General features: G+C 53.0%; 22 protein-coding genes. 12 read left to right on the top strand and 10 right to left on the bottom strand.

The window, feature by feature from the left end; genetic code table 11:
• Positions 1-97 precede the first annotated feature (97 nt).
• The 9 genes from PGRAT_RS29065 to PGRAT_RS29025 all read left to right on the top strand — a co-directional run bounded on the left by PGRAT_RS29065 (position 98) and on the right by PGRAT_RS29025 (position 11361).
• Entirely contained in the window at positions 98-1117 is a 1020-nt protein-coding gene (locus tag PGRAT_RS29065; protein WP_025703135.1) for an LLM class flavin-dependent oxidoreductase, read from the top strand.
• Positions 1118-1230: 113 nt separating this feature from the next.
• The gene (locus PGRAT_RS29060; RefSeq protein ID WP_025703138.1) at positions 1231-1707 is read left to right on the top strand and encodes a glutathione peroxidase; all 477 of its coding nucleotides are present in this window, start codon (positions 1231-1233) and stop codon (positions 1705-1707) included.
• 293 nt (positions 1708-2000) lie between these two features.
• Positions 2001-3641, top strand: a complete 1641-nt coding sequence (locus tag PGRAT_RS29055) for a formate--tetrahydrofolate ligase (RefSeq protein ID WP_042267583.1) — start codon at positions 2001-2003, stop codon at positions 3639-3641.
• A 318-nt stretch (positions 3642-3959) separates the two neighbouring features.
• Positions 3960-5324, top strand: a complete 1365-nt coding sequence (locus PGRAT_RS29050; RefSeq protein ID WP_025707347.1) for an FAD-dependent oxidoreductase — start codon at positions 3960-3962, stop codon at positions 5322-5324.
• Between the two features lie 264 nt (positions 5325-5588).
• Positions 5589-6416: a formate/nitrite transporter family protein gene (locus PGRAT_RS29045; RefSeq protein ID WP_025707348.1), complete on the top strand. Its 828-nt coding sequence runs from the start codon at positions 5589-5591 to the stop codon at positions 6414-6416.
• 278 nt (positions 6417-6694) lie between these two features.
• A complete protein-coding gene (locus PGRAT_RS29040; protein ID WP_081954777.1) occupies positions 6695-8800 on the top strand; it encodes a molybdopterin-containing oxidoreductase family protein in 2106 nt (701 codons plus the stop codon).
• 118 nt (positions 8801-8918) lie between these two features.
• The gene (locus PGRAT_RS29035) at positions 8919-10130 is read left to right on the top strand and encodes an MFS transporter (RefSeq protein WP_025708031.1); all 1212 of its coding nucleotides are present in this window, start codon (positions 8919-8921) and stop codon (positions 10128-10130) included.
• A 75-nt stretch (positions 10131-10205) separates the two neighbouring features.
• Complete coding sequence (locus PGRAT_RS29030; protein WP_025708032.1) at positions 10206-10736, top strand: GNAT family N-acetyltransferase; 531 nt, start codon at positions 10206-10208, stop codon at positions 10734-10736.
• Entirely contained in the window at positions 10717-11361 is a 645-nt protein-coding gene (locus tag PGRAT_RS29025) for an MOSC domain-containing protein (protein ID WP_025708033.1), read from the top strand. The genes PGRAT_RS29030 and PGRAT_RS29025 overlap by 20 nt, the downstream gene beginning before the upstream one ends.
• A gap of 582 nt (positions 11362-11943) precedes the next feature.
• On the opposite strand, the gene PGRAT_RS29020 is transcribed toward PGRAT_RS29025, so the two are convergent.
• Together PGRAT_RS29020 and PGRAT_RS29015 are read right to left on the bottom strand one after the other, a co-directional pair.
• Positions 11944-12492, bottom strand: coding sequence for a GNAT family N-acetyltransferase (locus PGRAT_RS29020; protein WP_025708034.1), 549 nt, complete (start codon positions 12490-12492; stop codon positions 11944-11946).
• 28 nt (positions 12493-12520) lie between these two features.
• Positions 12521-12766, bottom strand: a complete 246-nt coding sequence (locus tag PGRAT_RS29015) for a DUF2164 domain-containing protein (RefSeq protein WP_025708035.1) — start codon at positions 12764-12766, stop codon at positions 12521-12523.
• A gap of 231 nt (positions 12767-12997) precedes the next feature.
• On the opposite strand from PGRAT_RS29015, the gene PGRAT_RS29010 reads away from it, so the two are divergent.
• Positions 12998-14698, top strand: a complete 1701-nt coding sequence (locus tag PGRAT_RS29010; RefSeq protein WP_042267578.1) for a glutamine--tRNA ligase/YqeY domain fusion protein — start codon at positions 12998-13000, stop codon at positions 14696-14698.
• Positions 14699-14759: 61 nt separating this feature from the next.
• On the top strand, positions 14760-14954 hold the full coding sequence (locus tag PGRAT_RS29005) for a hypothetical protein (RefSeq protein WP_042267576.1): 195 nt from the start codon (positions 14760-14762) through the stop codon (positions 14952-14954).
• Here the strand turns inward: PGRAT_RS29005 and PGRAT_RS33830 are convergent.
• Positions 14929-15186: a hypothetical protein gene (locus tag PGRAT_RS33830; RefSeq protein WP_167337242.1), complete on the bottom strand. Its 258-nt coding sequence runs from the start codon at positions 15184-15186 to the stop codon at positions 14929-14931. The two genes, PGRAT_RS29005 and PGRAT_RS33830, sit on opposite strands and share 26 nt — an antisense overlap.
• Positions 15187-15311: 125 nt before the next feature.
• Positions 15312-16544: an MFS transporter gene (locus tag PGRAT_RS29000; RefSeq protein WP_025706655.1), complete on the bottom strand. Its 1233-nt coding sequence runs from the start codon at positions 16542-16544 to the stop codon at positions 15312-15314.
• On the opposite strand from PGRAT_RS29000, the gene PGRAT_RS33825 reads away from it, so the two are divergent.
• A complete protein-coding gene (locus PGRAT_RS33825; RefSeq protein ID WP_167337215.1) occupies positions 16459-16908 on the top strand; it encodes a hypothetical protein in 450 nt (149 codons plus the stop codon). The genes PGRAT_RS29000 and PGRAT_RS33825 overlap by 86 nt on opposite strands.
• Here the strand turns inward: PGRAT_RS33825 and PGRAT_RS28995 are convergent.
• From PGRAT_RS28995 to PGRAT_RS28970, 6 genes are read right to left on the bottom strand one after another with little or no spacing between them, the layout of a single operon-like run.
• The gene (locus PGRAT_RS28995; protein ID WP_156124083.1) at positions 16875-18443 is read right to left on the bottom strand and encodes a glycoside hydrolase family 43 protein; all 1569 of its coding nucleotides are present in this window, start codon (positions 18441-18443) and stop codon (positions 16875-16877) included. The genes PGRAT_RS33825 and PGRAT_RS28995 overlap by 34 nt on opposite strands.
• Before the next feature lie 27 nt (positions 18444-18470).
• Positions 18471-19823: an ABC transporter substrate-binding protein gene (locus PGRAT_RS28990; RefSeq protein WP_025705384.1), complete on the bottom strand. Its 1353-nt coding sequence runs from the start codon at positions 19821-19823 to the stop codon at positions 18471-18473.
• A 60-nt stretch (positions 19824-19883) separates the two neighbouring features.
• The gene (locus tag PGRAT_RS28985; protein WP_025705385.1) at positions 19884-20723 is read right to left on the bottom strand and encodes a carbohydrate ABC transporter permease; all 840 of its coding nucleotides are present in this window, start codon (positions 20721-20723) and stop codon (positions 19884-19886) included.
• Complete coding sequence (locus tag PGRAT_RS28980; RefSeq protein ID WP_025705386.1) at positions 20716-21666, bottom strand: carbohydrate ABC transporter permease; 951 nt, start codon at positions 21664-21666, stop codon at positions 20716-20718. Before PGRAT_RS28980 ends, PGRAT_RS28985 begins: the two co-directional genes overlap by 8 nt.
• A gap of 58 nt (positions 21667-21724) precedes the next feature.
• Positions 21725-23017: a response regulator gene (locus tag PGRAT_RS28975; protein ID WP_025705387.1), complete on the bottom strand. Its 1293-nt coding sequence runs from the start codon at positions 23015-23017 to the stop codon at positions 21725-21727.
• Positions 23010-24812 (bottom strand): sensor histidine kinase, encoded by a 1803-nt coding sequence (locus PGRAT_RS28970; protein ID WP_025705388.1) that lies wholly within the window; start codon positions 24810-24812, stop codon positions 23010-23012. Before PGRAT_RS28970 ends, PGRAT_RS28975 begins: the two co-directional genes overlap by 8 nt.
• Between the last annotated feature and the right edge of the window lie 43 nt (positions 24813-24855).

The raw sequence follows: 24855 nt of genomic DNA, 5'->3' as shown, positions 1-24855 counted from the left end.
GGAAACATCAGGTACCCGAATGCTATAATAGGGGAAGCAATTGGATTCAAATGGGATACTCCCATTCTGAAATCTCATGACTTGGAGATGCGCTGATATGAAATTAAGCATTCTGGATCAATCACCGGTCCCGGAGGGCAGCACGCCGGCCGAGGCTTTGGCTGAGACCGTAAGCTTAGCCATAGAGGCGGACCGGCTGGGCTATCACCGCTTCTGGGTCTCAGAGCATCACGCGGCACGCGGGCTGGCCGGTTCAAGCCCCGAGGTGCTTATGGCACATCTGGCTGCAGTAACCTCAAGAATCCGCATCGGTTCGGGAGCTGTGCTTCTTCCCTATTACAGCGCGTATAAAGTGGCCGAGAACTTTCGTGTTCTCGAAGCCTTATACCCCGGCCGGATTGATCTTGGGCTGGGCAGAGCTGCAGGAGGCGGGGCGCTCGCTGCAAGAGCGCTCCAGGAGAACCGGACCGGCGGCGCCGAGCTCTACGAATTGCAAATCCGGGATCTGCTAAGCTATCTGTATGGCGCTCCGGATGATGAACACCGCTTTGCCGGGCTGGAGACCAGTCCACAGGTCAGCACGGCGCCGGAACTCTGGCTGCTGGGGTCCAGCAGGGATAGTGCAGCTCTTGCCGCCAGGCTGGGGACCGGCTATGCTTACGCCAGGTTTATTAACAGTGATGGGGGCAGCATGGCGGTCCGGTCCTTTCGGAGCAGCTTCCGCCCGTCTCCTGCAGCTTCAGCGCCCCGGGCGCTGGTGTCGGTGTTTGCCATATGTGCGGAGACTTCCGCGGAAGCGGACCGGCTGGCTGCCAGCATGGATTTGTCCCTCGTTCAGCTGGAGAAGGGCCATGTCTCCACAGGCACGCCTTCTGTGGAGACGGCGCTGGGTTACAATTATACGCCGTATGACCGGTTTCGGATCGGGGATAACCGCAGGCGAATGGTGCTTGGATCACCGGACGAAGTGCGGCGGCAGTTTACAGCGCTCATCGAGGAATACCAATGCGAGGAAATTATGTTCGCTACGCTTGTGCACCGCTATGAGGACAAGCTGAAATCTCTGCGGCTGATAGCCGATGTCTGCGGATTGCACGGAGAGGCCGGAGCGGATTAGCTATCCGCTATGGTGTCCTGAATTTTGTATTTCTGCGGCAATGAGTTAAGATGAAGAATGGCTGGACAGTGCATCGCCTTTAGAGAATCCACGGATGAAGGGAAGGAAGCAGGATGTCTATTTATAGTTTCGCCGGAGTGAAGCCTTCGGGTGCGGAAGTGCCTTTCAAGGATTATGAAGGGAAGGTGCTGCTGATTGCCAACACGGCCAGCAAATGCGGACTTACACCACAGTATGGGGATTTGCAGAAGCTGTATGAGCAGTACGGCGGCCAGGGACTTGTTGTGTTGGGTTTTCCCTGCAACCAGTTTGCCGGACAAGAGCCGGGAACCAGTGAAGAAGCGGAGGAGTTCTGCCAGATTAATTATGGCGTTACGTTTCCCGTTTTTGCCAAAGTGGATGTGAACGGGCCGGACGCCAGTCTGCTGTTTCAATATTTGAAGGGCCAGCAGCCGGGAGAAGGCGGGAGCAGTGACATTCAGTGGAACTTTACAAAGTTCCTCGTCGACCGGAGCGGCAACGTGGTAGCCCGTGTGGAACCAAAGGAATCACCTGAAAGCATGAAGGAACAGATCGAAGCATTGCTTTAGAACAATACGGCTTCATGTTTAAAATATAAGAATTTATAAGCAGAGCGCTCTGCTCTATATATCTTGTAAGGAGACGGTTAAGCCGTTTCTGACTGCTGGAATTCACATGAGTTTTCCTCCCGGATGCGGCTTTGCCGTGATTGGGGGGATTTTTCGTATGGGCATCTATGAAAATTATCCTTGACGCTTTTCAGAGACACTGTATCCTTTGAAGAGGAATGTGTAGAACTTAAAGAACTGCATAAAGTGAATGGTGAAGCAGGATAATAACGGCAGGAGGGTTTTATAACGGCATGAGGTTAATTACAGAGGTGGCATCAGCAGCAGGGATTCATGAGGAGCATCTGGAGCTGTACGGCAAATATAAAAGCAAGCTGTCACCATCCCTTTGGGATGAGCTTAAGCACAAGCAGGATGGAAAGCTGGTGCTGGTCACCGCGATGAATCCGACTCCGGCAGGCGAAGGCAAAACGCTGACGACCATCGGACTGTCCCAGGCGCTGAATGCGGCGGGGGTTAAGACCGTGGCAGCGCTGCGCGAGCCTTCGCTTGGTCCAACCTTAGGGATGAAAGGCGGAGCCACCGGCGGAGGCAAGGCGCAGATTGTTCCGGCGGATGAGATCAACCTGCATTTCACAGGCGATATACATGCGGTAACTTCGGCGCATAATCTGTTGTCGGCCATGATCGACAATCATCTTTTCCAAGGCAATCTTCTCGGGCTGGACCCGCAGCGTATTGTCTGGAAACGCGTAATGGATATGAATGACCGCAGCCTGCGCAGCATTGTGACCGGTCTCGGCGATGGCAACGGCACGGTCCGGGAGAGCGGCTTCCAGATCACTACCGCCTCCGAGATTATGGCTGTGCTGTGTCTGTGCGACGACCTAGCCGATCTCAAAAAACGTCTCAGCCGGATGCTGGTCGGCTATGACCAGTCGGGTCAGCCGGTAACGGCCCAGGATATCGGGGCAGTGGAAGGCATGACTGCGCTGCTGAAGGAAGCTGTGAAGCCCAATCTGGTGCAGACACTGGAGGGGACACCGGTAATTGTGCATGGCGGCCCTTTTGCCAATATCGCCCATGGCTGCAGCAGTGTGATCGGTACCCGTTATGCGCTGAAGCTGGGTGACGTGGTGGTGACGGAAGCCGGCTTCGGGGCGGATCTCGGGGCGGAGAAGTTCATGGATATCAAATGCCGCCAAGCCGGGCTCACTCCCGCCGCTGCCGTGCTGGTTGTAACCGTGAAATCGCTGAAATACAACGGCGGTGTGCGTAAAGATGAGCTGTACAAGACGAACCGGGCCGCCCTGCTTTCCGGCATTTCCAACATGGAGCGCCATATTGAGAATTTGGGCAAATTCGGCGTACCGGTGCTTGTGGCGGTTAATCACTTCGAGGGAGATGCCCCCTCAGAGATTAACGATGTCGTGGAGGCCTGCAGCCGTCTGGGTGTACCCGCAGCCATTTCCAAGGTATGGGCTGAAGGGAGTGCCGGAGGGGTAGAGCTCGCCATGGAGCTGAAGAAGCTCTTGGAACAGGGAGAAGGCCAACCTGCGGCATTTGCCCCCTTGTATGAGGACAATCTGGACATCCCGGCCAAAATCAATACAATCGTCACTGAAATTTACCGTGGTGCTGAGGTCGCCTTCTCGCCGGCTGCGAAACGCAGCCTGGGCATTATTGAGAAGCTTGGCCTCCAGCAGCTTCAGGTCTGCATGGCTAAGACTCCATACTCCTTCTCAGACCAGCCAAGACTGCTGGGAGCCCCCGAGGGTTTTACTATGGGTGTCCGCGATATTACGCTGTCGCTGGGCGCAGGCTTCGCCGTAATCATCACCGGCAATATCGTCACGATGCCTGGACTCCCAGCCAAACCGGCTGCAGAAGGTATTCAGGTAGACCTGAACGGTGCCATTAACGGTTTAGAATAGCTAGGATGATATAAGTTCACAGGCCTAAGCCCCCGTATTTCTGCGACTGCTGCAGAGGTACGGGGGCTTTGCTGTGCTGAAGGTTCCCTGCTCCTTCCTGCTGTGCAGCAGACATAATGTACTCGTTCCGGGGAAAACTAATGCAGACGGAGAGGGGACCTGGAGAACTAAATCCGCAAAACTTGTGAACGTTGTGAGAAAAATCACAAAAAGGCTTGTAATGTGAGAAAAATCACAATATAATCAATTTATAAAGTGAAATAAATCACAACTATAGAGAAAATAAATGAATGCCCAAATTTGGAGGAGGAAGAAACCATGAAAGTAGCAGTCATTGGATGTACCCATGCCGGAACCGCCGCAATTGTCAACACCGCCCAGCTCTACCCTGAAGCCGAGATTACAGTATATGAACGCAATGATAATATATCTTTCCTGTCGTGCGGGATCGCGCTTTATGTAGGGGGAGTAATCAAGGACCCGCAGGGTCTGTTCTATTCCTCACCGGAAAAGCTGGCTGAGCTTGGCGTCAAGACGAACATGCGTCATGAAGTCATCCAAATCGATACGGACCGCAAAACCCTGCGTGCCCGCAATCTGGCGACAGGCCAGGAATTCGATGACTCCTATGACAAGCTGATCATGACCACCGGCTCGTGGCCGATTGTTCCGAAGCTGGAAGGCATGGAGCTTGATGGTATCCTCCTGTCGAAGAACTACAGCCATTCCAACACCATCATCGAAAGAGCACAGCAGGTGGACAGAATCACTGTTGTCGGCGCCGGATATATCGGAGTCGAGCTGGTGGAAGCTTTTCAGATGAACGGCAAGCAGGTTACGCTGATCGATGGCGAAGATCGTATTCTGAGCAAATACCTGGATGAAGAATTCACGGCACCTATTCAACAATCCCTGGAGGATCACGGAATCACCCTGGCACTGGGCGAGAAGGTCAGCTCGTTTGCAGGAGAGAACGGCAAAGTGACCAAGGTCATTACCAGCAAAGGCGAGCATGAGACAGACCTGGTTATCCTCTGCATCGGCTTCCGTCCGAATACCGAACTGCTGAAGGGGAAAGTGGATATGCTGCCTAACGGTGCGATTATCGTCAACGACTACATGCAGACCAGCCTTCCGGACATCTATGCTGCGGGTGACAGCTGCGCAATTCACTATAACCCGACCGGCAAAAATGCTTATATTCCGCTGGCAACCAACGCAGTGCGGATGGGTACGCTGGTAGCCCGGAATTTGGTGTCGCCTACGATCGCCTATATGGGCACACAGGGCACCTCGGGGATCAAAATTTATGAAGACAATATTGCCGGAACCGGGCTGACGGAAGATGCAGCCAAAGCAGAAGGTATGGATGTCGAGAGTGTATTGCTGACCGACAACTACCGTCCTGAGTTCATGCCAACCTTTGAGCAGGTGCAGTTAAAGGTGGTTTATGACCGCTCGACCCGACGCATCCTCGGCGCTCAGATTATGTCCAAGATGGACCTGACGCAGTCGATCAATACCGTGTCGGTATGCATACAGAATAAAATGACTGTAGATCAGCTGGCATTTATCGATTTCTTCTTCCAGCCGCATTACAACAAACCATGGAATTTCCTGAATACCGCAGGTCTTCAAGCCTTGCCCGCTACGGTTCCCCATAAAGAAACTGTAACGGTCTAAGCCCGCTGCCATTCCCATACCCGGAGCCGAATGAAGGCTCCGGTTTTTTGGTGCGCTTCTGCACGGCTGTATTTTTTGACGGACTGGCCGCTTCTGCTTGAATAAAACATTCCGCTTTGAATACTTTTGTGGTAAATTTGACATGTCAGTGAAAACTTTCACTTAGTCTTTGCATAAGTGATTTTTATCACGTAATTGTAGTAGTTGACACGCTACAATGACATAAAGGAACAAATTTTAAGTAATTAGAAGGGGATAGGAATCATGGCTTATAACAAACCGCAGGGGATTGCCGAAGTCACGGTGGAGAACGGAATCAAGAAGGCTCACAACCCGCTCAGCACCGTACTTATTCTTGGCTTCTTGGGGGGAGCGTTCATCGCGCTCGGGTTTTTGCTGGACATTCGCGTGATCGCAGGCGCACCGAAGGAATGGGGTTCCATTGCGAATTTTATCGGGGCTTCCGTGTTCCCGGTAGGTCTGATCTTGGTGCTGCTGGCCGGTGGGGAACTGCTGACAGGCAATATGATGGCGGTGCCGCTGGCATTTATGTCCAAGAAAATTTCATTCTGGGAAACGATTAAGAACCTGGTGCTGATAACCATCAGTAATTTCGCAGGTGCCTTGTTCGTCGCTTATTTCTTCGGCCACGTTGTTGGCCTTACCGCAGACGGCGTGTATCTGGACAAACTGGTGGATATGGCCGGACACAAGATTGATGCCACCTTTTTGCAGGCGTTTGTTTCCGGTATCGGTTGTAACTGGCTCGTTGCTCTGGCGGTATGGCTTTCTTACGGAGCGGATAATTTCAGCGGTAAAATCCTCGGGATCTGGTTTCCGACCATGGCGTTTGTGGCCATCGGCTTCCAGCACGTTGTAGCCAACATGTTCCTTATCCCTGCTGCCATATTCGAAGGACATTTTACTTGGTCCCAGTACTTCGGCAATTTTGCCCCGGTCTGGCTCGGGAACCTCACAGGCGGTGCAATCTTCGTCGCATTCGCTTACTGGATGGCATACCTGCGCAAAGCGCCGGCGGTTGCCCAATCCGTAGACAGCATTGCTCCTGCCGGTGTAAAAAAACACGCCTAAACTCCAGGCTTGCTCACCATCTGGAAGCATCACAGCACTCTCCGAAATCGGGGGGTGTTTTTTATTGTTCCTACTCCGGCCCATAACAAAATTCGCCGTGCATATCCGACTCGGGGGAACGAAATCGGGCTCACGGCGAATTCTTAGGGAGTGTTTCATATGCTCTATTACCCAGGCATACTTGGAACGAATCAGTTTGTTCCCGCCTATTTTCTTTACGTGGAGCACATGCGGTTATAGAATATACATATTCAAGCAACAAAGGAGGACTGCAGCCCATGAGTTACAGCGGAGATGGGGTTTTTCAGGCGGTATGTCCGCTGGATTGCCCAGACACATGCGGACTTCTAGTGCATAAGCAGAATGGTAAAATCATTAAAGTGGAGGGCAACCCCGGGCATCCGGTCACCAAGGGGGCGATCTGCAACAAGGTGCGGCATATGGCCGAACGGGTCCATCATCCCGAGCGGCTGCTGCAGCCCCTTCGCCGTACAGGGCCGAAGGGAAGCGGTTCTTTCACGCCGATCAGTTGGGAAGAAGCCATAGGCGAAATTTCCGGGCGCTTTAAGGAGCTGTCGGCAGCTCACGGGCCGGAGAGCATTCTCCCCTACAGTTTCTACGGAAATATGGGGGTGCTCAGCGTCGACGGAATGGACCGGCGTTTTTTTAACGCGCTTGGCGCAAGCCGTCTGGAGCAGAGCATCTGCAGTGCAGCAGGCAGCGCAGGCTGGAAATATACAATGGGCTTCAACGGCGGGACAAGCCCTGAGGATACGGTGAACGCCGACCTGATTATCGTCTGGGGCGGCAATATTGTCAGCACGAACATGCATCAGGTCGTCTACGCCGAGCAGGCCCGCAAACGGGGGGCGAAGGTGGTTGTAATTGATGTTCACCGCAACCGCACGGCCCAGTGGGCGGACTGGTTCCTGCCGCTGTACCCCGGCACGGATACAGCGCTCGCGCTCGGGCTGATGCATATCCTGTTCCGGGACGGAATGACGGATAACGCTTTTCTTAAGCGTTATACAACCGGACATGAGGAATTGCGCGGCCATGTGCTCGCCTACCCGCCCGAGCGGGTCGCGGAGATCACAGGCATTGCGGCAGCGGATATTGAGAAGCTGGCTAAGCTGTACGGTGAAGCTAAAGTCTCGCATATCCACATCGGCAACGGCCTCCAGCATCACGACAACGGCGGCATGAATGTTCGGACGATTGCCTGTCTTCCGGCACTTACCGGTGCCTGGCTAAAGACCGGCGGCGGGGCGATCAAGTCAAACGGCGGCTACAGTTCCACGAATGACCGGGCGCTGACCCGCCCTGATCTGCGCCCTAACCGCCGGGCACGCACGATCAATATGAACCGGATCGGTGAAGCGCTGGAGCTGAAGGAAGAGCCGGTGATGGGGATGTTCGTTTACTGCTGCAATCCGGTTGTAGTTGCTCCCGATGCGGAGCGTGTGCGGAAGGGATTCGCCCGTGAGGATTTGTTCACGGTCGTGCATGATCTGTTCATGACCGACACTGCGCTTTATGCCGATATTGTGCTGCCGGCAACATCCACGTTGGAGAATGTGGATCTATACGGTTCCTACTGGCATCATTATATGCAGCTCCAGGAGCCTGTATTGGATGCGCCGGGAGAATGCAAGAGCAATATGGAGGTCTTTTCGCTGCTTGGCCGGGCAATGGGCTTTGATGCAGAGGCTTTCAGCGAGTCCGAATATGATATGATCCGTAAGGCGCTGGATTACCCGCGCAACCCTTATCTGAACGGGGTAACGCTGGAGCGGCTGACGGCTGAGCGTTTCGTGAAGCTGGATATGTCGCCGCAGGCGGATTATCTGGACAACCTGCCGACTCCCTCCGGCAAAATCGAGCTGTATTCAAAGGCCATGGAGCTGGCTGGCCTGCCTCCGCTGCCAACCTATACACCGCTGAAGGAAGGCTATGACGGCGAGCGGCAGCCGCAGCCGGGAACGGCGTACCCGCTGATGTTCGTTTCGCCGCCGAATCATAATTTCCTCAATTCCACCTTCTCCAATGTAGAGAAGCACCAGCGGATGGAGAAACGGCCGACCCTGCAGATTCATCCCGAAGATGCAGCGGTGAGGGGAATTGAAGAGGGCGACGAGCTCACCGTATATAACGGCAGAGGAGCTATTGAGCTGTGGGCGGTGGTAACGGACAAAATGCTGCCCGGCACCGTAATCAGCCAAGGCCTGTGGTGGGAAGGTAAAGGACACAAACAGAGAGTCAATGTGCTGACGCCGGACCGGCTGAGCGATATGGGCAACGGGGCGACTTTTTTCTCTGCCACTGTAGAAGTGAAGCGTAGGGGAGAAGCGAAGTCCAACGGAGAATCTGTTGGATTTAAGTGATGTGTTTTATTTGAGTGACGCGATAAAGCGTCAATCCATATACTTGCCCTTGACCCTGTTTTAGGATGATACTGGATGAATTAATGACACATAGGTTACAGGGGATGAAAGACAAGATATGAAGTTTTTGCAAGCCTATCCTAAGGAAATCAAAGTATTTCTGATTGCCAGCCTGATTAACGCAACCGGCAGCGCACTGATGTGGCCGCTCGTGACTATGTACGTATTCGATGAGCTTGGCCGGAGTATGAAGGATGCCGGCTTCGTTCTGCTGATTCAGGCGCTCGGGGGGATTGCCGGCCAGCTGCTGGGCGGTTCGCTCTATCATAAGGTCGGTGTCAACCGGCTGATTGTGGGAGCCTTGGCCCTAACGGCCCTGTCCTTGTTCTCCATTCCGGCGGCAAGCAGCAACTGGCATTTGTTTATTATTTTAATGGGATTATTTGGACTGTTTAATTCGCTGTCGCTGCCGGCCATCCAGGCATTTGTCGGTTTCCGGTTTGCCGAGCAGCGTGCAGAGCTGTTTAATATCATCTATGTTTGCAACAATATAGGAGTAGCACTGGGAACGTCGCTGAGCGGATTTTTGGGCAATTATATGCTGAGCTTTGTGCTAAACGGTGTAACTTCGGCTGTATTTGCTGTTTTTTTCTTTTTTTATTTGCGCAAAGTAGGGACAGCTTCACCTCACGAACAGACCCGGAGAAAGCAGCCGCAGCCCGCACAATCCGGCTGGAGGCTTATGGGTCAGATACGGATTTATCTGTTCATGTCCATTGGCTCCATGTTTCTGCTGATCGGCAATTCAATCTGGAATACCGGTGTGTCGCCGTTTATTATCTCAGAAGGCTGGCCGAAGCAGACTTACGGGTTTCTGTGGACGCTGAACGGGATTCTGATCTTTGCCGCGCAGCCGCTGGTCAGTCTGATCAAACGCTGGTTCGCAGCAACCTCAACGGCGCAAATGACGGCCAGTGCCGTCTTTTATTTGAGTGGTTATGCGGTGATTCTGCTCATGCCAAGCTATGCCGGCTTGTTTCTGGCGATGCTGCTGGCGACACTGGGGGAGATGCTGATCTCTCCGGCAATGCCTTCATTTATTTCGGACCATGCAGACCGCAATGCGCCGTTCTATCTGGGGCTGAGCGGCGGCATTGGCGCAATCGGCAGAGTGATCGGGCCTTATCTGATGGGCGTCCAGTTCGACAATGGAGGTCTAGCCCCGACGGGGTGGCTGGCATGCGGGATGGCTGTGCTGTCGGTGGGATTCTTTGGGTTACATGCATACATCAACCGCTCCGCCCGTACACTGGGACGGAATACGGCATGAAATTGCAGCGGGAGAATGCTGTTAAGGCAGCTGCAGTCTTCCGCGTGATTTAGTAAGGCAAGGAGTGTAGAAGGAATGCCACAACTGAACAGGGATGCCTTAACGATCCGTCCCTCGGAAATCAAGGATGCCCGGGAGCTGATTGTACTTGATAATATGATCTGGACTGAGGATACATCACCCGGTCCGTTAATGTGGCGCTCACGGGAGGATTATCTAATGCATGCCCCTCCCGGTTCACAGCTGGTCGCTCTGAAGGATGGGGAACTGTGCGGCTATGTCGGCTTTGGCTGTCCCAGTGGTATGGAGAGCAACCGTCATGTGTGCGAGGTCAACATCGCCGTTCACCCGAAGTTTCAGCGAATGGGCATTGGCAGACAGCTGATCGAAGCGATCAAAAGCCATGCGGCGGAGAACGGCATCCGCAAACTGCGGCTGCGTGTGCTGTCCTGCAACAAACCTGCGCTTGCGTTCTACCGCAAATGCGGATTTGTGGAGGAGGGCCGTCTGCGCGAGGAGTTTTTTCTTGGCGGGCGTTACGTTGATGAGGTATTTATGAGCTGCATGCTGACAGGAGGGAAAGAGGATGGAAGTCATCTCGCTTAATGTAGGCAAGCCCAAGACCGTCGATTACCGGGGCAAGCCGCTGGAGACAGGCATCTACAAAATGCCCGCACCCGGTAAGGTGCAGCTTCATCTGGAAGGGTTCGACGGGGACGGGCAAGCGGACCTTGTGAACCACGGCGGTGCGGACAAAGCAGTGTGTGTCTATCCCATTGAGCATTATGCCTATTGGGAGCAATGGCTTGGCAAGAAACTGGAATATTCGGCCTTTGGCGAGAATATAACGGCCAGCGGCCTGCTGGAGACGGAAGTGTGCATCGGGGATGTGTATGAGATCGGCACAACACTGCTGCAGGTCAGCCAGCCGCGTTTTCCATGCTATAAGCTGGCGCAAAAACACGGCCCCGCGGATATGCCGGCACAGGTGCTGAAAACCGGGTACAGCGGTTTCTATTTCCGTGTGCTGCGCGAGGGCCAGATTGCCGCTGGCGACTCAATCATCAAGCAGGAAAGCGGCGAAGGAAGCTTCCCGATCAAGCAGGTGCTCTATCTGATGGAGCACGGACGCAAGGACAAGACAGGCTTGGCGGAGCTGGCCGCGCTTGAGACCTTGTCCGCTGTCACCCGGGAGAAGTTTCGGGGCTGGCTGGATACGGCGGAGAGATAAGGGGTTCGGAAGGGTTCTCCCGGAAGAGCCGGGAACTCTTGGGTTGGCAAGGATTCCCGATACTTACAGGGCTTATATGTATATGAGTGCTGTGTGAAGTGGAGTGCTGCTGTGAGATACTTTCTGCTGTCGCTGAAGTCGCTTTGCGCCAGATTCCTTAAGAGGGTAAGTGGATTTTGTACCACTAATTTGCAGATATCTGTGCCTCAACAGGGATTTAGTGGGAATACCCTTAAATTCGGCAAATCCAGCGCTGGAAGGCTAATGGGTTCAGATTAGTGATACTTTTTCCACTTAATATTGGTGGAGGAGCCTAGAGACTTGGATTAGTGATACTTTTTCCACTTAGAGTCTGGATTCATTACAGCGCACGGCCTCGAATCGGGGCAATGTTAAGTCTCCGTGGGGTACTACTGTTACGCAACCTCAACTGCTGCTGGGAACTGCACGGCGCGCAGAAGGATTCCGTCTATAACGAGAATAAACAATCTGAGTTTAGGAAAGCAAAGCCCCGGAGGAATAATTCCCCCAGGGCTTTGCCCGTTGCGAATAGTTTGGACAAACGTGCTGTCTTCAGCCCATTCAGCCCAGCAGCTTCCACTCACTGCGCAGCAGCCCGTAGACAGCGTGATTCATGTAGCCGGACGGAAGCTTTTCTGCTTGGCGGATCACGCCTTCGAACACGAAGCCCAGGCGTTCAGGAATCGCCCGGCTCGTCCGGTTGCCGGTAGCGCAGCGGATTTCAACACGGTTCAGATCCATTTCAAGCAGTGCATAGTCCACGAAGACCCGGCAGGCACTGGTCATGTAGCCTTTACCCTCATAGCCTTCGCCGAGCCAGTAGCCGATGCCGACCGAGCGGTTGTGCCAGTCAATTTCGTGGTATCCGATAATGCCGGCCAGTTCTTCCCGCACCCACAGTCCGGCAGAGAAGCCGCCGTTCTCACTGCCCTGTTTGACTGAATTTTTGATAAAAGTCTCCAAATGAGCCTGCTCCGTAACACCGTCTACCCAAGGCAGCCACTGTCTGAGCCGGGCGCGCGAGCGCTCCACCAGCGCGAACATATGGCGTGCGTGCTCAGGCATCAACAGCTTCAGCGTAAGCTCTTCGTCAATGACATAATTAAACATGAGGCTGCCCCCTCTACCGGTTCAAGGATTAACGTTTTTTCCATTCCAGTGCGTAAATGTCGTCCTCCAGTGATTGCATGCGCTGGCCTACCAGTGTGCGGCAGTCGCCCAGCGCTCCGTTATAAATCGCCGGTCCGAGCTCCTGCAGGAAAAATTCCAGCAGGCTGTCCGCCGCCAGATGGCCGATGCTCTCTCCCCGTTCGGCTTCGAAGTAGGCCCGGATATTCTCGGTAATGGTATCCCGCTGCTCTTTGGGCAGCTTGATTGGCTTCATGAATAAGTCCCCCTCTTATAGCAATTATAAAGATACATACACTATAATCCCCATGCTACTCTATAGCCGGGAAATAAGTCAAAACACCATGAACAAACAGGCCTCTATAGCTGGACTTCCCGGCCGTTTCTTCTTGACTTTTATTGAACATTCCCCGCTTAACGGGTATATTAGTAGGAAACATGTTCATACAAGGAAGTAGTAATATTACAGAATGAAAGGTTGATAACTGTGGAGAACCGTGGAACACCCTCCAATTTCATTAAGAATGTCATTACCGAAGACCTGAGCTCGGGAAAAGTAAAGGAAGTGGTGACCCGCTTTCCGCCGGAGCCTAACGGTTATTTACATATCGGGCATGCCAAAGCGATCTGGATTAACTTCACCCTGGCAGATGAATTCGGCGGCAGGACACATCTCAGATTCGACGATACCAATCCGCTCAAAGAGGATACGGAATATGTAAACTCTATACAAGAGGATGTAAAGTGGCTCGGCTATGAATGGGATGAGCTACGGTTTGCCTCGGATTATTTTGGGGAAATGTATGAACGGGCAGAACTGCTGATTCAAAAAGGAAAGGCTTACGTCGATGACCTGACGGCTGAGCAAATCCGTGAATACCGCGGTACACTGACCGAGCCGGGGGTGAACAGCCCGTACCGGGAGCGCACCATCGAAGAGAATCTGGATCTGTTCCGCCGGATGCGTGCAGGAGAATTCAAGGATGGCGAAAAGGTGCTGCGGGCCAAAATCGACATGTCCTCCCCGAATATCAACCTGCGTGATCCGGTCATTTACCGGATTTCCCATTCCCATCATCATAATACGGGTGATGCTTGGTGCATCTATCCGATGTATACTTTTGCTCATCCGCTTGAGGATGCCATCGAGCACGTAACGCACTCCCTCTGTTCCCTGGAGTTTGAGGATCAGCGTCCGTTCTACGACTGGGTGGTAGCCGAGTGTGATATGCCGGCTTCGCCGCATCAATATGAATTCGGGCGGCTCAATCTCGCGCAGACGGTCACCAGCAAGCGCAAGCTGAAGCTGCTCGTGGATGAAGGCCATGTCGATGGCTGGGACGATCCGCGCATGCCGACGATCTCCGGGCTTCGCCGCCGTGGATATACACCGGAAGCCATTCGCAGTTTCGTGCATGAGACCGGCATTTCCAAAAGCCAGGGGCTGGTGGATCTGCAGATGCTGGAGCATTTCATCCGTGAGGACCTTAAGCTGACGGTTCCCCGGACAATGTCGGTGCTGCGGCCGCTGAAGGTGGTTATCACCAACTATCCGGAAGGCCAAACGGAATGGTTCGAAATTGAGAATAATGTGGAGAATGAAGCTATGGGCACCCGCCAGATTCCATTTTCCCGCGAAATCTATATTGAACGCGACGACTTCATGGAGAACCCGCCGAACAAATATTTCCGTCTGTTCCCCGGCAATGAGGTGCGCCTGAAGAATGCCTATTTCATCAAGTGTACGGATTTCATCAAGGACGAGAACGGCGAGGTTGTGGAGCTTCACTGCACTTATGATCCGGAGACCAAAAGCGGCAGCGGCTTCACCGGCCGCAAGGTTAAGGGAACATTGCACTGGGTGGATGCCGGCCAGGCCGTACCGGCGGAATTCCGCCTCTATGAGCCGCTGATTTCCGCTGAGGAGGCCGATCAGGAGGCTGAAGTCGAGGGCATGGAGCCTACTACTGATAAGCCCGAGCCTAGTTTTCTTGACCAGTTGAATCCGAAATCAATCGAGATTCTGCATGGTTTTGTGGAGCCGGGACTGAAGGACAGCGTGCCGCAGGACAAGTTCCAGTTCTTCCGTCATGGATACTTCAACGTGGACAGCAGATATTCCACACCGGGGCATCCGGTGTTCAATCTTATCGTTTCTCTAAAAAGCTCATTCCAGCCTGCCAAATAAGGCTGAGGCTACTTTAAGCACAAGAGGCTGTCCGAAGTCATCATATGACGGGGGCAGCCTCTTGGCGTGGGACGAATCAAAGGTAAAAATACCTTTGAATAGGCCCGCCGAGGCCGGAAGTGGCGAAATCAAAGGTAAAAATACCTTTGAATGGCCCGCCGAGGCCGGAAGTGGCGAAATCAAAGGTAAAAATACCTTTGAATGGCCCGCCGAGGCCGGAAGTGGCGAAATCAAAGGTAAAAATACCTTTGAATAGGCCCGCCGAAGCCGGAAGTGGCGAAATCAAGGGTAAAAATACCTTTGAATGGCCCGCCGAGGCCGGAAGTGGCGAAATCAAAGGTAAAAATACCTTTGAATGGTCCGCCGCGGCCGGAAGTGGCGAAATCAAAGGTAAAAATACCTTTGATTAAGCTGCCGCGGCCGCGGCACTCTCTACTAGCGGCACGACGTGGCAGATTATTTGCCGATGCACGCGGCAATGGACCCAAAGCAGCGATTCTCCACCCATGGGAGAACCGCTGCTTTGCTGTTTGTGATGGGCTTGTCCGGCGGCGGGGCTAATTCCCTGCTGCCGATGTTGACGCGTACCCATTTTTTTAAGAGGTTTGGAGCATCAACGGTTCAGCTCAATTTCATTCCACTCTTCTTCCGGATGCCCGTCCTGGGGGTGATAGCCGCCACGGCTGACGAGCAGCCACATGGCACCGAACCCCAAAGTCCCAATCAGCGATAGAAAGACTCCGGACTGGTACATGCTCTGCGCGCCGAGATACTGATACAGCCAGCCGCCGAGAACGCCGCCCATAATCCCCGAGATCCCGCTCCAAGTCAGGGTATACAGCGCTTGTCCCGAGGAACGGTAAGGCTTCGGAACCAGCAGCATGGTCAGCCGGGTGCCGACATAGAAGAACCCGCCGAACGTAACGCAATGCAGAATTTGAATAAAGGCCACCTGCAGCGGAGTTGTTGCATCGGCCATCAGCAGCCAGCGCAAGACGAACAGTGCGCTGACCAGGGCGAGCCAGCCAAGCAGCACCGGAATGCTGCGTTTCAGGTAACGGTCGCACAGGACAAGAACAGCCACCTCCAGAATCGAGGAGAGAAACACCGCCAGACCGATCATGGTCTTGCTGCCTCCAAGCTCTGTAATGTACAGGGACACGAAGGTATTGTTCATTGTATTGGGGATCGAAACCAGAATGCCAAAGAAGATGAAGCTCAGAAAAAAGGCATTATAAAAGATCTGGCGGAAGCCCTTGAACGGCAGCGGCGCAATCCCGATGGAATGGTCGAGTCTGGGCAGGACAATCAGCGAGATCATGGCTGCACAGAGCAGCGCCGCAAACAGATAGGAGAGCACGGATACACCGGCCCACTCAATCACAGGTCCGGCCAGGATTGCGGTAAAGGCCCAGCCCAGCGATCCCCATAGCCGGAAAGAGCTGAAGCGGTGCTTGGTACCGTCAATGTAGCTCAGGATCATGGTATTGCTCTCGGCAAACAGCGGTCCCTGAAAGAAATAAAAAAACAATATGGAAGCATAGATCATTTCATATGTATTTGCCTGGAATACGACCTGGGATAATACCAGCGTGCCTGTGAGCATCAGCAGGACAATCCGCCGGATATTCTGATACCGGTCGGTCCAGATGCCCCAGAAGGGATTGGCAATAATGGAGACAAGCGCCCCGACCGACATTAGGCTCCCGATCTCCAGCTTGTTCATTCCCACTTCCTGCAGATAAAGGGGAAAGAAGCTGGTGAAGAGAACGACCGTTCCATACAAGAAGAAGTTGAACCACTTCAATGAGGTGAAGGAAAACTGTTTATCAAGGTTCTCCCGCAAAATTGGGCACTCCTTTCCTGCTAAATGCCTTGCTTGTATTCATGGCAGCATTGAAGAGGCTGCTTCTATCACTGTAACACTTGTTGAAAAGGGATACAAACCAACTTTTGATCAGATTTCCAACTGCTTAATTATTTCTGCTGCGGGCATCGCGTTTTGCTGCCTGAAAGGGATCTGTCCAGTAAGGGAGTGTATCCGGAGAAGCTGCCCTTATCTTGCTGCTCAATCAGCGCTAAAAGACAGCAGCGCAGAGATTCTCTTCCATTGGAGGATCGCTGCGCTGCTGCTTATGCTAAGCCGGGCTTCATTATGGAGTTATGTGGGTTGTAGTTATGAAATCGTATATCTCTCAAAGTCCGCATAGCCTTGTGGTTCACCCGGCGTCAGGGAGAGGGCAAATAAGCCAACCTTGGCTCCAACCCATTGTCCTTCCTCTAACCTGAAGGGGCTGCCAAACTCGGTGAAATCGGAACCCTCCGGGCTAAAGCTGAAACGGCAGCCGTTAGCTTCTTCAAAACTGGCCCTGAGATACAGGGACTCTGTCTGGATACGAATCGCGGAGATTTTGATATCCAGGTCCTTTCGGCCGGGATCATCCGCAGTACCGCTCTCGTATCGGGCCAGCCAGAGATCTCCGGCCGGGTCAAGGGACAACGCGATGCAGAACGCCCGGTGTCCCAAGACGACCAGTCCCGCGCGTTCACCGCAGGAGGAGAAGCGTGGAGTGATTTTGACGGTAGCTGTAAAAGCGGGCGCAGCCAGCTTCTGCATAAGCAGCTGCGGTGTGTCATACAACGTCCGGCAGTCCCTTGGAAGAGGAGCGGCATTCAGCCTCAAGCCGCCGCCGGGGATCAGGCGATGCCAACCGGGAGCGGGGTTGGCCTGCCATTGCCACTGCAAGCCGAGCGCAGTCCCGCAGAAATCATCTGAAGTCTGCGGAATGCACACATCTCCCGCTGCGGCGTCAGGCTTCTTCCAGAGCTCTACAGGCTCCCCGACCTCCCGGTCCGGCGCAAGCCGGCCCATCACGGGCCAATCTTCGCGCCATTCCATGGGCTGCAGATGGGTGATCCGCCCGTAAGCGCCTTTATCCTGAAAATGAATGAACCAGGACTCACCGGAGGCCAGCTCGACCCATCCGCCCTGATGAGGGCCGTTCACCGGGGTCTCTCCTTGCTGGAGGACAATTTTATCTTCATAGGGACCATAAATGGATTTGGAGCGGAAGACCGCCTGCCAGCCTGTCGGAACCCCTCCTGCTGGTGCAAAGATATAATAATAGCCGTTTCTTTTATACATTTTTGGGCCTTCCAGCGTGGGATGCTTTACCGTTCCGTCCACAATGATTGTGCCGTCGTCAAGCAATGTTGTGCCGTCAGGGGACATCCTGCACAGGTTCAGAATATGCTTCAGGCCGGAACGGCTGTGGGCGTAGGCATGGACCAGATAGGCTTGCCCGTCTTCATCCCAGAAGGGGCAGGGGTCAATCCATCCTTTGGCAGCCTTCAGCAAATGCGGCGGTTCCCAGGCTCCGAACGGATCATCCGCCTTCGTCATGAAGATACCTTCATCGGGTGTGGCGTAGAAGATCCAGAACTGGCCCTCATGATACCGCAGGCTTGGAGCCCATACGCCTTTGCCATGCTGCACCTTGTCGTAGCCAGGAAGCTCCAGCCGGGGCAGGGCATGATTGACGATGCGCCAGTTCACCAAATCGCGGGAATGAAGAATCGGCAGACCCGGTATGTGCGTAAAGCTTGAAGCCGTCATGAAAAAGTCTTCTCCCACACGGATGACATCCGGGTCAGAGTAATCGGCATAGATAATCGGATTGATGTAGGTCCCGTTCTCCTGATCGGGAATCCAGAGTCCGGAATCTGTAACAGCAGGTGTATTCATTCTGGCCTCCATATCTGTGGGGGTAAGTTACTTTTGGGCTTGATCATAGGACTGCTTTTCAGCTTCCAGCAGCTTGGCCCACTCGTTAAGCATTTCCGGTCCGGTCATTTTTTTGGCCATTACTTTTTGGATCATGGATTCAGCCTTCTTCTGAATGTTGCTGTAGCCCGGTAAATAATACGGGTTATCGGCAAAATGGGTATCTGCAGAATTCAGCAGATCGGAGGCGGATTTCATATATGGAATATCTTGTACCCAGGCATCGGAGGCGGCATCCTTGTTGGCCGGAATCTCACCATATAGCTTCGCATATTGGCTGTTGATGTCATGGGATAAATAGAAAGTCATGAATTTCCATACGGCTTCTTTATTCTTCGCTGTTTTACTCATGGTCAGGCCAAGCGGAGCAAGACCGGGATGTTCACGGTAGCCCTTCACACTTTTTGGAAACGGAACAGCCTCGAATTTGGTATAGTCACCGCCGAAGGCTTTTTCATGAGAGCTTGCCGAGCCCAGATTATGGACCACGATGGCTGCCTTATTGGATTGGAAGGTAGCCGCCAGTTCAGTCCAGCCTTTATTCAAGTCATCTTCCGGACTATATACATTGTAGGCACCCAGATATTTCTCCAGGAACTCTGCATGCAGCGGATCGTTAATCGTCGACTTTCCTTCCGGCGTGAAATAATCGGTAATCCCGGAGTAGGAATACATCAGCATTTCCAGCGTATTGGCGCTGCCGGCACCGCCGCGGATACTCAGGCCATAGCGGTCTTTGGACTTATCCGTGAGCTTGGCAATATCTTCGAAGAATTGATCCCAGGTATCGGGCAGCTGTAGGCCGGCTTCCTTGAACCAGTCAGGGCGCAGCCAGAGATTCCAGGTCTGTGAGCTGTATGGGAGCGCATACAATTTCCCTTCTTTCGTATCCAGCTTGCGGTTGCTGGCAATCAGCTCCGAAGAGATCAGATCCTTGTCGGCCCAACCGTCAAAATACGTATCCAAAGGTTCCAGCACATCTCTGGAGAGCAGATCGGCTTTGAAGTCATTCATGATATCCGGTGCCTGTTCTGCGGAGATGGCTACGTTAACCTTTTGCTCGTAGGCGGAGAGGTCCCCCGGAACCCCCAGATAGTCCACTTTGATATCCGGATTCTCCTCCTCGAACTGTTTGATGATTTTTTCAAAAAAAGCATTGCGCTCTGTCGTCACCGCAGCCGCCCAGAAGCTGATCGTGGCGGGTTCGCCTTTGCCGCTGGTGTTTGCGCTCCCGTCCGCTGCAGATGCATTTGAATTGGATGTTTTGTCCGAACCGCAGCCGGACAGCACCAGCAGCAGCGAAGCGGCCACAAGGGCTGTTCCCCGTAATTTTCTTGTCATTAACAATAGACCTCCCTGAAATGATGTTGTGAGGATCGTTGCATTTCTTCTGGCCGGAATTCAGCCTTTGACGGCACCGCCGAGACCTTCCACCAAATAACGCTGGATGTACATGAACAGCAGTACAGGAGGGATGAGGCCGATGATGCTCCCCGCCGCGAGTGAAGCGTATTGCACGCTGAACTCCCCAATCATGAACTTAAGCCCGATCGGGATGGTAAAGCGGTCCGGCGTTGTGATGAAGGAGAAGGCGACCAGGAATTCATTCCACACCCCAATGAATGCAAAGGCACTGGTCGCCACAATGCCCGGAAGCACAATCGGCGCGATAATGGTCATGATGATGCGGAATCGGCCTGCGCCATCGACCATGCCAGCTTCGTCAATTTCCTTTGGTGTGGAGGAGATGAAGCCCTGCATCAGTATCGTGTTAAACGGCACCTGCAGCACAATATAGAAAAGGACCAGTGAGTAAGGAGTGTTGATCAGCCCGAGATTCTTAAAAATCAGAAACAGCGGAATCACAAACAGGATTACGGGCATCATTTGGGTAGCGAGCAGGATCAGCATGAACGCGCTTTTTCCCTTGAACTTAAAGCGGCTCATCGCGTAGCCGTTCATTACGGACAGAAGGGTAATCACTACGACCGACATGACCGATACCAGCACACTGTTCAGAAAATACTGCGAGAAGCTATTTTCGTTCCACACACTGATATAATTTGCAAAGGTAATGGGCTGCGGCAGATAATGAATCACGGGGCTCATAATGTCCGATTCTCTTTTTAAGGAAGTAGAAATTGCCCATAGAAAAGGCACAAGCACAAGGATCAGCGTCAAGGCCAGCGGAATGTAAAACAGCAGTTTGCTCCCGATCCGGCGGGCGGTTTTGCTACTCATCCTGCATGCCCCCTGCCCGGTTAAGCTTCAGATACAGAATGACAAAGATCATCAGGAACAGGAAGGTCACCACGCCAAGCGCCGATCCGTAACCGTAGTTGCCCTCCAGAATCGAGGTCTTCATCATGTAAATCGGCAGTGTCGTTGTCATATCCATCGGCCCGCCATTGGTCATCGTAAAAATCATGTCAATCGAGTTGAACTCCCAGATCGCCCGGAGCAGTGTGGCAAAGATAATGCTCTCCTTCAGATAAGGGAGCGTAATATGGAACAGCTTCTTCAGCTTTCCGGCCCCATCAACCTCACAGGATTCGTACACCTCATGCGGTATAGTCTGCAAGGCCGCAAGCAGAGTGATGGCAAAGAAGGGAATGCCCCGCCACAGTTCAGCAAAGACCACGGAACCGAATACTGTGCCCGGATTGGCGAGCCATGCGATTTTTTCATGGATAATTCCAAGCTTCAGCAGGATGTCGTTGATGATCCCGATATGCTGGTTGAACATCAGCGACCACAGCATCGTGGTCAGCACTCCCGACACAGCCCAGGGGACCAGCACCAGCGAACGGACCAAACCGCGCAGCCGGAAAGACTGGTTAAGCAGCAGAGCCACAATCAGTCCGAATACCAGCTGCAGGGCCACCTCGGAAAATACCCATTTCAGCGTAGTGACGAGGGTGGAGTAGAAAAGATCATCCTGCGTAAAAATATGGCGGAAATTCTCCAGTCCGATATAGCCCGCATCCTGCAGACGGGTGAAATCATAACTTTGAACACTCAGGTCGAATACCCTGAAGATCGGAAATATGAGAATACCTGCGATCAGCAGCACCGTGGGGGCAATCAGCAGGTAGGGAACCCAAGCCTCCCCTTTCTTTCGTTTTCTTTTTCTCAGTGTGGATAAGGCAAGATTGCCGTTTCCGGGTTGTCGCGTAATTTCCATAACCGCACCTCCAGAACAATCGTAATCCAGAAGGCGCATGTACTGAATAAGATATCTTTCAAAGGTTGTTTGTTTTCTTTGACAGTTCATCCCGCTGTGATTTACGGTAATCGGACGGGGACATGCCATAATGCTTTTTGAACAGCACGCTGAAATATTGGGGATTGCCGTACCCTACCTTTTCACTGATCTCATAGGATTTATAATCCGTCTGTTTAAGCAGCTCAGCGGCTTTTTCCATCCGGATGCGGATTACGTATTCAATGACGTTGATTTCCCTGTATTTTTTGAAAAGTGTGCTTACATACGACGGAGAAATGTGGATTTCACCGGCGATGGCTGCCAGGCTGAGATTCTCGTCGGCATAATTTTTGTGGATATAGCTCTCCATCTGCTTCAGCAGCGTATGGTGTGAATGCTGGGAATGGCTCATCTCGTCACAGAAAAATAGTCCGGATCTGCCCGCGACATCCTTCATATGGGCCGCAGCCAGGGCCTTGTTGTAGGAATAGGGGATTTGCCCGAAGCCTTCGCAGACCGTACCGACACCGATGCTGACAGGGATTTTTAGGCAGGACTCAATCGTATAGCGTATGTCCTCCAACAGCGTGGCAAGGGAGCAGCCGGATGGTGAGGTCCCGTCCGTGTCTGCCAGGTTCAGGATAATATTGATCCGGTGGTTGTAAGGGACAAAAAAAGGCTTAGGAAGGCGGTTTGTGAACTGCTCTGCACATATGTTCTGAATGGAGAACAGCAGCAGCTCGGTATTTTCCAGCATTCCGGGCCGGGAGAAGCGCTGCAGATCTTCAGGCTGGATCACCGCGACCCGGAAATAAGGGCCTTCCGGCCGGATTCCCAGAAGCTCCATCTCCCGGCGGGCCCAATCCACACTGGGAACCCCCGACAGCAGGTCGGCAAAAAATTTATTCTCAATCAGGCTCTGGCTCTTTCTGGCCTTTTCCAGTTCACGTTTCTCTCTCCGCAGGTTGTTCCCTGTCTCGGCAACGGATTGCAGGATAGCCTCATTGTCCTCGTATTTCAGAATATAACCGGAAGCCTGCAGGTCCAGAGCCTTCTTGGCATAGGAGAAATCGTCGTAGCCGGTCAGGAAAATGATCTTGGTCAAGACGTACCGCTCATTAACCTTCTCGGCAAGCTGCAGGCCGTCCAGCAGCGGCATTTGAATATCCGTCAGAAGGATGTCCGGCCGGAGCTTCTGCACCAGTTCCCAGCCCTCCTCGCCGTTGGCAGCGGTTGCAACTACTTCAATGCCTTCCCGGCTCCATTTTACGTTGGCCCGCAGGCCTTCCCGAATCCACTTGTCATCATCCACAATCAGCATCTTAAGCATCGGCACTCTCTCCTTTCGCTTTATTGGCAAAGGGAAGGTACACCTTCACCCGTGTGTATACTCCTTCTTCACTGTCCAGCTGTAATCCGTAGCTGTTCCCGAAATGCAGCAAAATGCGCATATGGGCGTTCCACAGCCCGTAAGTGATGGCCTCATAAGCGGCCGTATCCGATTGCAGTGACGCCCGGAGCTGGGAGAGCTTGGCCTCACTGATGCCATGTCCATTGTCGTATACTTCAAAAACGGCGTTATCCCCCTCGCGGTAGCCGGTAACGGAAAGGTGGCCCTGGCCATGTTTGTTTTTGATGCCGTGGTAAATGGCATTTTCAACGATGGGCTGTAGCGTCAGCTTGAGAATGGGAAGCTCCAGAAGCTCGTCCGCCACTTTGATTTCATAATCAAACTCCTGGCTGTAGCGGATGTTCAGAATCATCAGGTAGCTGCGCACATGCTCCATCTCTTCCCGGACGGGAATGATCTCCCGGCCTTTGCTGATGCTGATCCGGAAATAGGAGGTTAGTGCGCTAACCATCGTCGAGGCCCGCTGCCGCTCATTCATATCGATCAGATGCTTAATTGAACTAAGCGTGTTGTAGAGAAAATGCGGCTGAATCTGCGCCTGCATGGCCTGAAGCTCAATCTGGCGCTTCTTCTCCTGCTCGCTGCGCACCTTATCAAGCAGTTGGACAACCGAAGCCAGCAGCCCGGAGAGCCCGCGGGCCAGAACGCCCATTTCATTATGCTGGTCCAGAGCGAAGCTGACGGTGAAATCGCCCCGTTCGAAGCGCTTAACCTGCTTGGACAGGTAGCGGAGGGGGTTGCTGAGGTTGCGTGCGACAACGGCTGCCGCCAGACTGACCACGATAAGAATGAAGACCATAATCACCAGAGTAATATACTTGATCCGGTTGGCTCCCTCCAGAATATCCTTCTCGGGAACAACGGCGGCAAGCACCCAGTGGTTAAGCGGAAGGGTATTGTAGGCGATAGCCATTTTACGCCCTTCTTTGCTGTCCGTTGAGAAGCTGCCACTGCCAGCGGTGCTGTTTCTTAGCGCGGTGATCGTGTCCCTGCTCAGCTCATACCCCTTATCCAGCTCTTTGGAGAATAGGGCGCCTTCCGGACTGATCAGCACCAATGTCCCGCCGGGAGAGATATTCACATTCTCCATAATGTCGAGGAAATAGCTTTCCCGTAAATTAATCAGTACAATGCCGCTGACCGGTGAGCTTTCGGTGCCGATCATTTTGAAGCTGCTCATTACCTTTCGCTGTTCTACGGTTTCGAAGATGGTATCTTTATGGCTGTTCAGCCAGTAGTACCCTTTCTTCGAAGTGTTATAGCGCTTCAGCCAGCCGTCCAGATCAATATGTACCTGCCGGGGGACGTATTCCTGCTGCAGATTGAAGGACCTCCCGTTATTGAAGGCCACAAAGATGGAATCAATCATTTGAAAATAGGAATGGTATACATCGTCAAGCTGCTTGTGCAGCTCGATCAGATCATCGTACCGGTGCTGCTCGGCTGTCTGTCCTTCCCCCGACAGGATACTGCCCAAGGCATCATTCCGCTCAAGCCTGACTAGCTGCTCGAATATGGTCATGAATTTATCGTTCATGAACAGAGCGGTTTGATGAGTGGTGTCAGACAGCGCGTAGAAAGCGTTTTCTTTTAATTGCCGGCTTGAGGACAGATAGGAGAAGAAGCCGGTCAGAACAACGGATAGAACCAGGATGGGCAGGAAGCAGATCAGCAATTTGGATTGAATAGGCCGGTCGGCGAAATAACGCTTCATGAAATGACTCCTTTGTTAGAGAAGATCTTAAGAAATGTTAACG

It is taken from the genome of Paenibacillus graminis, from assembly GCF_000758705.1.
GTDB classification, from domain to species: domain Bacteria; phylum Bacillota; class Bacilli; order Paenibacillales; family Paenibacillaceae; genus Paenibacillus_AQ; species Paenibacillus_AQ graminis.
The sequence above is the reverse complement of the archived record's forward strand: the minus strand, read 5'-3'. Positions and strand labels throughout refer to the sequence as shown.